The sequence below is a fragment of the Saccharothrix texasensis genome (assembly GCF_003752005.1).
Classification (GTDB): domain Bacteria; phylum Actinomycetota; class Actinomycetes; order Mycobacteriales; family Pseudonocardiaceae; genus Actinosynnema; species Actinosynnema texasense.
This window is the reverse complement of the sequence record NZ_RJKM01000001.1, coordinates 9,048,930-9,061,545: the sequence shown is the minus strand read 5'-3', so window position 1 is coordinate 9,061,545 and position 12,616 is coordinate 9,048,930. Positions and strand designations below refer to the sequence as shown.

Annotated in this window: 12 protein-coding genes; 7 read left to right on the top strand and 5 right to left on the bottom strand. The window is 73.9% G+C overall.

What is annotated here, in order from left to right:
• Positions 1-3 precede the first annotated feature (3 nt).
• The 4 genes from EDD40_RS40370 to EDD40_RS40355 all read right to left on the bottom strand — a co-directional run bounded on the left by EDD40_RS40370 (position 4) and on the right by EDD40_RS40355 (position 3,937).
• Positions 4-1,101 (bottom strand): VanZ family protein, encoded by a 1,098-nt coding sequence (locus tag EDD40_RS40370; protein ID WP_148089070.1) that lies wholly within the window; start codon positions 1,099-1,101, stop codon positions 4-6.
• 240 nt (positions 1,102-1,341) lie between these two features.
• Positions 1,342-1,824: a DinB family protein gene (locus EDD40_RS40365; RefSeq protein ID WP_211348362.1), complete on the bottom strand. Its 483-nt coding sequence runs from the start codon at positions 1,822-1,824 to the stop codon at positions 1,342-1,344.
• Between the two features lie 93 nt (positions 1,825-1,917).
• Positions 1,918-2,904, bottom strand: a complete 987-nt coding sequence (ligD, locus tag EDD40_RS40360) for a non-homologous end-joining DNA ligase (protein WP_246038252.1) — start codon at positions 2,902-2,904, stop codon at positions 1,918-1,920.
• A gap of 184 nt (positions 2,905-3,088) precedes the next feature.
• The gene (locus EDD40_RS40355; RefSeq protein ID WP_123747542.1) at positions 3,089-3,937 is read right to left on the bottom strand and encodes a helix-turn-helix domain-containing GNAT family N-acetyltransferase; all 849 of its coding nucleotides are present in this window, start codon (positions 3,935-3,937) and stop codon (positions 3,089-3,091) included.
• Positions 3,938-4,038: 101 nt separating this feature from the next.
• Here EDD40_RS40355 and EDD40_RS40350 point away from each other — a divergent pair, with 101 nt between their 5' ends.
• From EDD40_RS40350 to EDD40_RS40340, 3 genes are read left to right on the top strand one after another with little or no spacing between them, the layout of a single operon-like run.
• A complete protein-coding gene (locus tag EDD40_RS40350; RefSeq protein ID WP_123748651.1) occupies positions 4,039-5,352 on the top strand; it encodes an FAD-dependent oxidoreductase in 1,314 nt (437 codons plus the stop codon).
• Complete coding sequence (locus EDD40_RS40345) at positions 5,339-6,589, top strand: MFS transporter (protein ID WP_123747541.1); 1,251 nt, start codon at positions 5,339-5,341, stop codon at positions 6,587-6,589. The genes EDD40_RS40350 and EDD40_RS40345 overlap by 14 nt, the downstream gene beginning before the upstream one ends.
• Positions 6,573-6,932, top strand: coding sequence for an MmcQ/YjbR family DNA-binding protein (locus tag EDD40_RS40340; RefSeq protein WP_123747540.1), 360 nt, complete (start codon positions 6,573-6,575; stop codon positions 6,930-6,932). The genes EDD40_RS40345 and EDD40_RS40340 overlap by 17 nt, the downstream gene beginning before the upstream one ends.
• A gap of 145 nt (positions 6,933-7,077) precedes the next feature.
• On the opposite strand, the gene EDD40_RS40335 is transcribed toward EDD40_RS40340, so the two are convergent.
• Positions 7,078-8,688 (bottom strand): peptide chain release factor 3, encoded by a 1,611-nt coding sequence (locus tag EDD40_RS40335; protein ID WP_123747539.1) that lies wholly within the window; start codon positions 8,686-8,688, stop codon positions 7,078-7,080.
• A 132-nt stretch (positions 8,689-8,820) separates the two neighbouring features.
• Between EDD40_RS40335 and EDD40_RS40330 the strand changes: the two genes are divergently transcribed.
• From EDD40_RS40330 to EDD40_RS44675, 4 genes are all read left to right on the top strand, one after another.
• Positions 8,821-9,192, top strand: a complete 372-nt coding sequence (locus tag EDD40_RS40330; RefSeq protein ID WP_123748650.1) for a MerR family transcriptional regulator — start codon at positions 8,821-8,823, stop codon at positions 9,190-9,192.
• 63 nt (positions 9,193-9,255) lie between these two features.
• Positions 9,256-10,932, top strand: a complete 1,677-nt coding sequence (locus EDD40_RS40325) for a ribonuclease J (protein WP_123748649.1) — start codon at positions 9,256-9,258, stop codon at positions 10,930-10,932.
• A 191-nt stretch (positions 10,933-11,123) separates the two neighbouring features.
• A complete protein-coding gene (locus tag EDD40_RS44680; RefSeq protein WP_342777813.1) occupies positions 11,124-11,945 on the top strand; it encodes a SulP family inorganic anion transporter in 822 nt (273 codons plus the stop codon).
• Positions 11,927-12,580 carry an STAS domain-containing protein gene (locus EDD40_RS44675; RefSeq protein ID WP_342777812.1) on the top strand — a complete coding sequence of 218 codons (654 nt, stop codon included), beginning with the start codon at positions 11,927-11,929 and terminating at the stop codon, positions 12,578-12,580. The genes EDD40_RS44680 and EDD40_RS44675 overlap by 19 nt, the downstream gene beginning before the upstream one ends.
• Positions 12,581-12,616 lie beyond the last annotated feature (36 nt).

Sequence of the window (12,616 nt, the reverse complement as noted above, 5' to 3'; positions counted from 1 at the left end):
GGCTCACGGGCCCGTCGCCGCGCTGACGTGGCTCAGGGCACGCGCGGTGGTGGTGTCGGTGGTCGAGACCAGGCCCGGCAGGCTGCGGCGGTCGGCGCGCGAGCGGGCGGCGAGGCCGACCACGACGGCCGCGAAGAACACGATGCCGCTGTGCCCGGTGGAGATGAGCAGCAGGACCGGCAACCACCACACCAGGAACCGCAGCACGACCGCTCGGGCCGGCGCCCTGCCGCCCGTGCGCGCGTCGGTCAGGGCCAGGTGGAACGCGATCTGGCCCGGTGTGGCGCGGTCGGCGCGCAGCAGCGGCACGACGACCGTGGCGAGCACCGGCACCAGGACGCCCAGCGCGGCGCCGAACCAGTCCGACACCGCGACGTCGGTCAGCCCCGGTGTCCCCGTCCCCTCGCCGAGGAGCACGAGCACCGCCCGGCACGCGAACTCGACGAGCGCCATGGTGAGCAGGTCGCCCGCGAACGCCAACCCGCGGCGGAGCAGGCCGGGCGGCGCGGTGTCGGCCACCGGCGCCGGCACGGCCGCGGGCAGCAGCGGCCCGACCCGGCGCCCGAGCAGCCACCCGACGAGCGTGCCCGCCGTGTTGGTCATCAGGTCGTCCACGTCCGCGATCCGGTACGGGCACGGGTAGAGGCCGAACACCGCCGTGCCCTGCGTCGTCTCCACCGCGAGCGACACCAGCAGCCCGACCGCGGTCGCCACCACGACACCGCGCCGGAACCGGTAGCGCAGCAGGAAACCCAGCGGCACGAACAGCGCCACGTTCAACGCCACCTGGAGGAACGCGGGGCTCGTGGGCGAGTAGCCGGCGGCGGCGATGTCGTCCAGGGACGCGAACGGGTGAGGCTGCCAGTAGTCGCGCAGCGGCCGGCCGGCGCAGAACTCCCCCGTCACGTCGGGCAGCGGGAACAGGGTGAAGGCCACCAGGGCGCACCCGTACAGCGCGCCGGCCGTCGCCACGACCGCGGACCACCCGCGCAGCCGACCGTGACGCCGGTACTGCCAGTGCACCCACGGCAGCACCGCCACCGGCACCAGCAGCGCGAACAGCACCAGCGTGATGATCGACTCGCTCATCCGCACCGACACGGCGGCCACGCTAAGCCGTGCCCGCGCACCTCGCTCGACGGTCACCTGATCGGGGGGCACGCGACCGCGGACCACCTGACGACCGTGAACGGCTCGCCGGCGGTGCGGCGGCGACAGCGGTTCGGCCGCGTGCGGTGGCGGTGCGGCGGCAGCGGTTCGGCGGCGTGCGGCGGTGCGGCGGCGACCGCGGTTCGGCGGCGTGCGGCGGCGGTTCGGTGGCGGGCGGTTCCCGTGCCGCGATCAGCGCGGGCCCAACCCCGTCTTGCCGTCGAACAGCTCCCGCCACGCGTCGAGGTGGCCGGCGTGGCGCGCGGTCTCCTCGATCACGTGCAGCACGATCCGGCGCAGGTCGGTGGTCTCGTCACCCAGCGCGCCGGGGTGCCGCCCCACCGGGCGGGTGTCCAGCGGCGTGTCGGCGAGGACGGCGTTCGACCGCTCGCACTGGTCCCGGTAGAAGGCGAAGACCTCCGCCGACGACCGGGGCGTGGTGAGCGGCGCGGGGTCGTCCGGCCACGGCAACGGGTCGGCCCGGCCGTGGAGGATCTCCTGGAACCAGTGCCGCTCGGCGTAACCGAGGTGTTCGACCACACCGAGCGGCGTCCACCCGGACGGCAGGACCGAGGTCGTCAGCGCGTCCTCGTCGAGGCCCTCCAGGATCGCGGCCACCACTCCCCGCTGCGCGTCCAGGAACATCGACAGCGCCGCCTTCTCGCCCTCGCCCACCGGCCCTCCCCCTGTCCGTCGGATCCGCCCGGACGTTAACAGGGGGCACCGACACGTCGAGGGGGGCTGCGCGGGCTCGCCCGGCCAAGCAGCTCAGGTGCCCCCGGGCCGGACGACGTCGTCGGGCCCCTTGTCCGGCCGCAGTCCGCGCCACGACGAGTGCCGCAGCCGTCCGTCGGCGGTCCGGGTCCGGTACTCGACCTCGCCGACCAGCTCCGGCCGCACCCACCGCGCGCGGCGGGCGTGGTCGGCGGGCACCGCGTCCACGAACGGCGACCCCGTGCGCGCCAACGGCCGCAGCCTCTCCTCCAGCGCGAGCAACGCCGAGTGGGTGAACCCCGTGCCGACGTCCCCCACGTAGCGCAACCCGTCGTGGCACGGCACGCCCAGCAGCAGCGACCCGATCGTGCCCGCCCGGCGACCGTCACCGGGCAGCCAGCCGCCGATCAGCACGTCCTGCGTGCGCACCGACGGCACCTTCACCCACGCCGCCGAACGCCGCCCCGGCTCGTAGCGCGAGGCGATCCGCTTGGCGACCACGCCTTCGAGCCCGTAGTCCCCGGCCACCGCGAGCACGTCCTCGCCGCGCGCCCCGGTGAACGTCGGCGGCACGCGCACCTCCGGCCGGCCGCTCAGCCCGAGCGCCGCCAGCTCCAGCCGCCGTTGCGCGTAGCACGCGCCGAGCAGCGACCGGCCGTCCACGTGCAGCAGGTCGAACACGTAGTACACGACGGGCACGCGGGCCAGCAGGTCGTCACCCGGTCGGGCCACGTGCACCCGGGACCGCAACCGGCCGAAGTCCGGCTGCTTGCGCTCGTCCAGGGCGACGATCTCGCCGTCCAGCACGGCCTCGCGGTCGCCCAGCAGTTCGGACAGCGCGCGCACCTCCGGGTAGCTCGCGGACACCTCCAGGTCGGTGCGGGTCATCGCGCGCACCTGCCCGCGGCGCGCGTAGGTGACCGCGCGGACACCGTCCCACTTGAACTCGAAGGCCCACCCGGGCCCCGGCGGGACTCGGCCCGGCGTGGCCGACATGGGCCGGATCAACCCGGGGGAACCCGACTCGGCGCGCAACGGCATGCGACCGTCCCTTGTAGACGGATCAGGTCGCGCCCAGTGTCACCCGCCCCGCCCGGAGCCGCACATCGGCGGACACGATCGTGGCGCCGGGCCGTTCCGAACGTTCAACTCGGGTGTCCTGAACGTAGGACACGGGTGTTCCGGACGTAGGACACGCGCGGGTTGGGGGCAGGGCCCTCGCGGGCTAGCAGGTGGGGGCGGTGGTGGGGGCGCGGCGTTCGAGCATGACGGTGTCGCGCCAGACGCCGTGGTGCTCGGCGATGCGCTCGCGGACGCCGACGGTGCGGTAGCCGGCCGAGTGGTGCAGGGCGATGCTGGCGCGGTTCTCGGGGAAGATCGCGGTCTGGAGCGTCCACAGGCCGCCTTCGTCGGCGGCGGTGACCTGCTTGTGCAGCAGCGACTTGCCCACTCCCCGCCCCCGGAAGCCGTCGCCGACGTAGACCGACGTCTCGGCGACACCGGAGTAGCACGCGCGGGCCGAGACTCCGGTGGCCGCGGCCCAGCCGGCGACCCGGCCGTCGACGACCGCCACCCAGCGGTGCCCGGGCAGCCACTTCGCCTCCAGGGCGCGACGGCTCGGGACCTCGGTCTCGAAGGTGGCGTTGCCGGTGGCGATGCCCTCGCCGTAGACGCGGCGGACGTCCGCCCAGTCGTCGTCGGCCAGCGGGCGGACGGTGACGTCGGCGGGCAGGTCGGTCGGGCAGCACGGCCGCGTGACGATGGTGCCCATGACGGCGTCGGCGGCGTGCGGCAGGCCCGTGCAGCACGCCGGGTTGACCGACACCAGGGTGGCGGTGCCCTCCTTGCGCAGCCGCACGAACCCCACGTCGGCGAGCTTGCGCAGGTGGTGCGAGCAGGTCGACTGGCTGACGCCGACCGCCTCGGTCAGCGCGCCCACGGTGATCTCGCCGGGGTGGGTGGCGACGGTGTGCAGCAGGCGCACCCGGGTCGGGTCGGCCAGGCAGGCGAACCACTCGGCGTAGGTCGAGGCGTCCTCGGGCGCGAGGCCCACGGCGGGCGGCGTCGTCGTCATGCGCCCCAGAGTATCGACAAACACCGATGGTTGCATCAATCTATGTTCCTCGATACATTGCTTCGCGTTCGATCGAGGAACACCGATGAAAGAGGTGCGTGGTGGACGAGCTCTCCGTGGTCGTGGTCGGAGCGGGGCCGGTCGGGTTGGCGGCGGCGGCGCACCTGCTGGAGCGCGGGCTGCGACCGCTGGTGCTGGAAGCGGGCCCGCGGGCGGGCGCGGCGGTCGCGCAGTGGCGGCACGTGCGGCTGTTCTCGCAGTGGTCCGAACTCGTCGACCCGGCCGCGCGCCGGCTGCTGGAGCCGACCGGGTGGCGCTTTCCCGACCCCGACGGCTACCCGACCGGCGAGCAGTGGGCGGCCGAGTACCTGGAGCCGCTGGCGCAGGCGCTGGGCGAGCACGTCCGGCTGAACGCCCGCGTGGTCGGCGTGGCCCGCCGGGGACGGGACCGCGTCGTGGACGCGGGCCGCGACAGCGAGCCGCTGACCGTGCACGTCGAGGGCGGCGAGCGGATCACCGCGCGCGCCGTGGTCGACGCCTCCGGCACGTGGGGCGGGCCGAACCCGCTGGGCGGCGACGGGCTGCCGGCCGCCGGCGAGCGGGAGGCGGCGGACCGGATCGGCTACCGCGTGCCGGACGTCGTCGGCGAGCAGGCCCGGTACGCGGGCAGGCGGGTCGCCGTGGCGGGCAGCGGGCACTCCGCGCTCACCGCGCTGGTCGCGCTGGCGGACCTGGCCGAACGGCACCCCGGCACGCGCGTGACGTGGCTGCTGCGCCGCGGCGCGGTCGGCGCGGTGTTCGGCGGCGGCGAGGCGGACCAGCTGCCGGCGCGTGGCGCGCTGGGGCTGAGGGCGCGGGCCGCAGTGCGGGCCGGGCACGTCGAGGTGGTCACCGGCTTCCGCACCGCCGCCGTCGAGCGCGCCGGCGAACGCCTGGTGCTGGTGTCGCAGGACGGGCACCGCCTCGACCCGGTGGACGAGGTCGTGTCCCTGACCGGGTTCCGGCCCGACCACTCGTGGCTGTCGGAGGTGCGACTCGGCCTGGACCCGGTGCTGCAGGCGCCGACCGGGCTCGCGCCGCTGGTCGACCCGAACGTCCACTCCTGCGGCTCCGTCCCCCCGCACGGCGCAGGTGAATTGCGCCACCCGGAACCCGGCGTGTACCTCGTGGGTATGAAGAGCTACGGGCGCGCGCCCACGTTCCTCGCGCTGACCGGGTACGAGCAGGTCCGCAGCGTGGCCGCCGAGATCGCGGGCGACCACGAGTCGGCGGCCCGGGTCGAGCTGACGCTGCCCGGGACCGGCGTCTGCGGCGGGTCCGGCGTGTTCGACGTCGAGCCGGCGTCCGCCGGCGGGTGCTGCGCGACGCCGCGGGTGGCGGAGCTGACGCTCACCGCGCCGGGTGGCCGGGTCTGACCTGGCGCGGTCCGGCGTGCCGAGGGGACCCGCCGGGCCGCGCCGCGTGCTGGTCGTGCTGTGCCTGACCCAGATCACCAGCTGGGGCGTGCTGTTCTACGGCTTCCCGGTGCTCGCGCCCGCCATCGGCGCCGACGCGGGCTGGTCCGGCGCGGTGGTCACCGGCGCGTTCTCGGTGGCGCAGCTGGTCAGCGCGGTGGTCGGGGTGCCGGTCGGCGGGCTGCTCGACCGGCACGGGCCGCGCGTGGTGATGACGACCGGGTCGCTGCTGGGCGTCGGCGCCCTGGCGGTGGTCGCGTCGGCCCGGACGCTGCCGTGGTTCTACGCGGGCTGGGCGCTGGTCGGCGTGGCCATGGCCGGTGTGCTCTACCAGCCGGCGTTCGCCGCCCTGACCCGTTGGCACGGCCCGGAGCGCCGGGTGGCCGCGCTGACCGTCGTCACGTTGGCGGGCGGGTTCGCGAGCACCGTGTTCGCGCCGCTCACCGCCGTGCTGGCCGCGCACCTGGACTGGCGGCAGACCTACCTGGTGCTGGCCGCGGTGCTGGCCGTGCTCACGGTTCCCGCGCACCTGTTCGGGCTCCGCCTGCCGTGGCCCGCCCACCCGGCCACCCCGGACACCCGTCGCCCGACCACGATCGCCCGCAGCGGCCCGTTCGTGCTGCTCGTGGTGTCGATGAGCCTCGGCGCGCTGGCCGTGTACGCGATCGTGGTCGCGATGGTGCCGTTGTTCGCCGAACGCGGTCTCTCCACCACCACCGCCGCCTGGGCGCTGGGCCTCGGCGGCGTCGGGCAGGTCCTCGGGCGCCTCGGCTACGGACGCCTGGTCGCGACGACGGGGGTGAAGGCCAGAACCGCCGGGGCGCTGCTCGCGGCGGCCGGCACGACCCTCCTGCTGGGACTGGTACCGGGTCCGGCGGTCGCCCTGATCGGCGCCGCCGTGCTGGCGGGCGTCGTCCGGGGCACCTACACGCTCATCCAGGCCACCGCCATCACCGACCGCTGGGGCACCGCCCACTACGGGCAGCTCAGCGGCATCCTGCAGGCGCCGCTGAACGTCACCGCCGCGGTCGCGCCGTGGGCCGCGACCGCGCTCGCCGGGACGCTGGGCGGTTATCCGGCGGTGTTCACCGCGCTGGCCGCGCTGGGGGTGGTCGCGGCGGCGGTCTCCCTCAAGTCCGTGCCGCCCTACACTGTGGGCCGGGACTTCCGTGGGGGCCGCAGTGGCAGTGAGCAGTGACGCTTTCATCCGGATCGTGAACGCACTCGTCGACGTCGAGCGCGCGGAGGGCGGGCACTACAGCTCGTTCAGCGTGCGCGGCAAGAGGTTCGGCTACTACTGGCCGGCCACGCAGACCGTCGGTCTGAAGCAGCTGCTGTCGGAGCAGCGGGCGCTGGTCGCCGAACGGCCGGACGTCTTCGAGGAGCAGTACACGTCCGGCGGGTTCGGCTGGGTGGTGGTCTACCTGGCCGGCGTCGAGGCCGACGAGCTGGCCGAGCTGGTCTTCGAAGCCTGGCGCCTGTCCGCGCCGGAGGAGCTGCTCGCCCGGGTGCCCGACCCCGCCCGGCAGGGACACCGCTGACAGTCGGCACGCCCCACCGCGAGGCCCCACCCGGCACGCACGAGACGCGGCGCTCGGCCGGGCGCGCCGGGCCGACGGTGGAGGTCGGTCGGGCGCGCCGGGCCGACGGTGGAGGTCGGTCGGGCGCGCCGGGCCGGGGCCCCGGTCAGTCGGTGCCCGCGACGAGCGGCTCCAGCACCACTTCGGGGTGCAGTCGCTTGAGCACGCCCAGGGCGGTGGAGTCGGGGAACAGCGCCAGGTGGGTGCCGTCGGCGCGGGTGAGTACCTCGCCGCGGTTGTTGTCGACCAGGGGCTGGTGCGCGGGGTCGGGCAGCCGCCGCACCACGGTGTAGGGCAGCCGGTCCAAGCGCACGGGCGACTTGAACTCGGCGTCCAGGCGGTGGGCGGCGACCTCGAACTGCATCGGTCCGACGGCGGCGAACACCGGCGCGCCGTCGCCGCGTCGCGCCGAGCGCAGGATCTGCACGACCCCCTCCGCCCCCAGCTGCTCGATGCCCTTGCGGAACTGCTTGGACCGGCTCAGGTCCGCCGGGCGGACCGCCGCGAAGTGCGCGGGCGCGAAGCTGGGCAGGCCGGGGAACCGCACAGCCGGCTTGTCGGTGTAGAGCGTGTCGCCGACCCTCAGCGAGTGCGCGTTGACGAGCCCGATCACGTCGCCCGGGTACGCGACGTCCAATGTGGAGCGCTGCTGCCCGAACACCTGCTGGACGTACTTGGTGGCGAACGGCTTGCCGGTGGTGGCGTTGGTGACCACCATGCCCCGCTCGAACACGCCGGAGCAGACGCGGGCGAACGCGACCTGGTCCCGGTGCGACGGGTCCATGCCGGTCTGGACCTTGAACACGAACGCGGAGAACGGCGCGTCCAGCCCGCGGGGCCGCGCGTCGACGTCCGGGCGCGGGGTGGGCCGGGGCGCGAGGTCGACCAGGAGGTCCAGCAGGTGCCGCACGCCGAAGTTGAGCACCGCCGAGCCGAACAGCACCGGCGTGGCCGACGCGGCCAGGAAGCGGTCGAGGTCGAAGTCGCCGCCCGAGGCGGCCAGCAGGTCCAGCTCCTCCACCGCGCGCGTCCACTCGGCGCCTTCCTCGGCCTCCGCCCGCGCGGGGTCGAGGCGTTCCTGGGCGGCGGCCGTGGCGCCGCCGGCGGTGCGCGAGTAGCGGATGAACTGCCCGTCGCGGCGGTCCACCACGCCCCGGAAGTGACCGGCCTCGCCGACCGGCCAGGTCAGCGGCATCGGCTGCAACCCGATGCGCTCCACCAGCTCGTCGCACAGCTCCAGCGCGTCACGGCCGGGCCGGTCCCACTTGTTGACGAACGTGATCACCGGGATGCCCCGGTGCCGGCACACGTCGAACAGCTTGAGCGTCTGCGGCTCCAGGCCCTTGGCGGCGTCCAGCAGCATCACCGCCGAGTCGACGGCCGCGAGCACCCGGTAGGTGTCCTCGGAGAAGTCGGAGTGACCGGGCGTGTCGAGCAGGTTGACGACGGCGTCGCCGTAGGCGAACTGCAGCGCCGCCGAGGTGATGGAGATGCCCCGCGCCTTCTCCATCTCCATCCAGTCCGACACCACGCCGCGCCGGCCGGCCTTGCCGTGCACCGCGCCCGCCTCGGAGATCACCCGCGCGTGCAGCGCGAGCGCCTCGGTCAACGTGGACTTGCCCGCGTCGGGGTGGCTGATCACCGCGAACGTGCGTCGCCGATCCGCCTCCCGCAGCACGTCGGCGGGTGGGGCCGTCACCGAACCTGCGGTGGTCATTCGCTGTTTCTCCCGGACTCGGCTGATACCACAAAATCTACCCTCACGTTACGGTAGCCTCCGGTCGTGCCGCACCGGGTGCCACAATGGTCGAACGTATTAGGCGTCGGAAGGGATCTTGTGGGCGGGCACATGCAGATCGGCGAGGTGGCCGACCGTACTGGCCTGTCGCTGCGCACGATCCGCTACTACGAGGAAGTCGGCCTGGTCGTGCCCAGCGCCCGCAGCCAGGGCGGGTTCCGCCTCTACACCGAGCCCGACGTCGACCGCCTCCAGGTGGTCAAGCGCATGAAGCCGCTCGGCTTCCAGCTGGAGGAGATGCGCGAGCTGCTGACCATCCTCGACGCCCTCTCCGCCCTCGACGACGCCGACCGCGACAAGCACCTCGACCGCCTCGCGCAGTTCCACACCACGGCCGAGGAGCGCTGCGAGGAGCTGCGGGCCCAGTTGCGGATCGCCGAGGACTTCGCCGGCAGCCTCCGGGCCCGTCTGCCGCGCGGCTGAGCGCGCGGAACCCGGGGCGGCTGTGCAGGCGCGAACACCCTCACGTAACGTGAGGGTGTGACCATGGCTCGAACCTCCACCCCTCCCCCGGCCCTCACCCCCGGCGCGCTGCGCGTCATCGCCCTCGGCGGGCTCGGTGAGATCGGCCGGAACATGACCGTGTTCGAGCACGAGGGCAAGCTGCTCGTCGTCGACTGCGGTGTGCTGTTCCCCGAGGAGCACCAGCCCGGGGTGGACGTGATCCTGCCGGACTGGACCTGGATGCGCGACCGGCTGGACGACGTGGTCGCCGTCGTGCTGACCCACGGCCACGAGGACCACATCGGCGGCGTGCCGTACCTGCTGCGCGAGCGGGCCGACATCCCCGTCGTCGGCTCCCGCCTGACCCTGAGCCTGCTCGCCGCCAAGCTCGTCGAGCACCGCATCACGCCGGTCACGGTGGAGGTCAAGGAGGGGCAGCGGTTCGCGCGCGGCCCGTTCGACCTGGAGTTCCTGGCGGTCAACCACTCCATCCCGGACAGCCTCGCGGTCGCCATCCGCACCGCCGCCGGCCTCGTGCTGCACACCGGCGACTTCAAGATGGACCAGTTCCCCCTCGACGGCCGCATCACCGACCTGCGCGGCTTCGCCCGCCTCGGCGAGGAGGGCGTCGACCTGTTCCTGGTCGACTCCACCAACGCCGACGTGCCCGGCTTCACCACCTCCGAGCGCGACCTGGCCCCGGCCATCGACGAGGTGTTCCGCACCACGCCGCGCCGGGTCATCGTGTCCAGCTTCGCCAGCCACGTGCACCGCATCCAGCAGGTACTCGACGCCGCCCACGCCCACGGCCGCAAGGTCGCCTTCGTGGGGCGCTCCATGGTCCGCAACATGGGCGTGGCCACCGAGCTGGGCTACCTCAAGGTGCCCGACGGCCTGGTCGTCGACATCAAGCGCATGGACCGGATGCCGCCGCAGCAGGTGACCCTGGTCTGCACGGGCTCGCAGGGCGAGCCGATGGCCGCGCTGTCCCGCATGGCGGGCGGCGACCACTCGATCCAGGTCGAGGAGGGCGACACCGTGCTGCTGGCCAGCTCGCTCATCCCCGGCAACGAGAACGCCATCTACCGGGTCATCAACGGCCTGACCGACCGCGGCGCGAACGTCGTGCACAAGGGCAACGCGAAGGTCCACGTCTCCGGCCACGCCAGCGCGGGCGAACTCGTCTACTGCTACAACATCGTGCAGCCGTCGAACGTGCTGCCGGTGCACGGCGAGGCACGCCACCTGCGCGCCAACGCCGAGCTGGCCGTGCGCACCGGCGTGGACCGCGACCGCGTGCCGATCGCCGCGAACGGCCACGTGGTGGACCTCCAGGACGGCCGGGCCCGCATCACCGGCAAGGTCGAGATCCACAACGTCTACGTCGACGGGCAGACCGTCGGCGGCGTCACCGAGGCCTCGCTGGCCCAGCGCCGGACCTTGGGCGAGGAAGGCGTCATCACCGTCGTGGCGATCGTCGACATCGACTCGCGCCGGCTCGCCGAGCCGCCGGACTTCATCGCGCACGGCTTCGAGCACGACGCCTCCACCTTCCGGCCCGCGATCCCCGCCATCGAGAAGGCCCTGGTCGGCGCGAGCGAACGCGGCGTCACCGACTTCGAGGAGCTCGAACGGCTGATCGCGCGCGAGGTGCAGAACTGGGCGTACCGGACCCACCGCCGCCGCCCGGTGGTCATCCCCGTGGTCATCGAGGCCTGAGAGCAGGCGGCGCGGCCCACCGGCCGGCGGCACCCGGCACACCACCGCGGCCGCCGGCCGCCGCAGGTTCAGCTCGGGCGCGGACCGGGGCGGGTCGGCAACCGTGGCGGTGGCCCGGCCGGGGACGTGGTCCGGTCCTCCGGCGGGCCGCCGCAGGCCGTCCCACCCGTCACCGGTGGTGGCCGGAGAGCTTGCTCACCATCGGTTCACCCTCGCGGCGCACCCCGCCCTTCCCGCCCACCACGAGGCAGGCACACCCGCGCCCGTCGTCGTGCGCCGGGATCACCCCCTGTTCACCACCCGAGCAGCCCTGCCCGCTCGCGCTGATCCCCGAGGCGCTGTCGTTCTCGATCATCGCGGGGGTCGACCCCGAGGTCGGCCTGTACGCCTCGTTCACCGTCGCGATCATCACCGCCTTCGCCGGCGGGCGTCCCGGCATGATCTCCGCCGCGACGGGCGCGATGGCGTTGGTGACGGTGCCCCTGGTGCGCGACCACGGCGTGGAGCACATGTTCGCCGCCACGGTCCTCACCGGCGCGTTCCAGATCGTGTTCGGGCTGGTCGGGGTGCACAGGCTGATGCGGTACGTGCCCCGCACCGTCATGGTCGGCTTCGTCAACGCCCTGGCGATCCTGCTGTTCACCGCCCAGATCCCGCACATCACGGGCGGCGGTTGGCCGGTCATCGCGCCGGCCGCGTTCGGCCTGGGCGTCATCTACCTGCTGCCGAAGCTCACCAGAGCCGTCCCCTCGCCGCTGGTCGCGATCGTGGTGATCACCTCGCTGACGGTGTTCCCGCACGTCGACGTGCCCACGGTGGGCGACATGGGCGACATGGGCGACCTGCCCGACCCGTTGCCGTTCTTCGGCCTGCCGATGGTGCCGTTCACGGTGGAGACGCTGGTGGTCATCGCGCCCTACGCCCTCACGCTCGCCGTCGTGGGGAGGTCCGGGGGCGGGGCATCGCCAACATCGCCACCGGCTTCCTCGGCGGCATGGCCGGCTGCGCGATGATCGGCCAGTCCATCATCAACGCCAAGTCCGGCGGCCGGACCCGGCTGTCCACCCTGGCCGCCGGCGTGTTCCTGCTGGTCCTGGTCTACGCCCTCGGCCCGGTCGTCTCCCTCATCCCGATGGCCGCGCTCGTCGCGGTGATGGTCTTCGTGTCGATCAGCACGTTCGACTGGTCCAGCGTCACGCCCGCCGGCCTGCGCCGCGCGCCGCGCAGCGAGACCGCCGTCGTGGTGGTGACCGCCGGCGTCGTCGTGGCCACCCACGACCTCGCCCTCGGCGTGGTCGCCGGCGCCCTGCCGGCCGCGATCTTCTTCGCCCGCCGCGTCGCCCACCTGGTCGGCGTCTCCAGCGTCCTGGACCCCGACGGCCGCCTCCGGGTCTACGCGCTGACCGGTGAGCTGTTCTTCGCCTCCACCAACGAGCTGGCGCACTCGTTCGACTACACCGAGGATCTCGACAAGGTCGTCATCGTCCTCTCCGGCGCGCACGTGTGGGACAGCTCCGCCGTCGCCACCCTCGACACCGTCACCGCCAAGTTCGCGGCGCGAGGCGTCGAAGCCGAGATCACCGGCCTGAACCCGCACAGCGAACAGCGGCACCGCAAGCTCACCGGGCAGCTCACCGGCTCGCACTGACCGGAGCGCCCACCCGGTTGACTCCCGGCCAGTAGC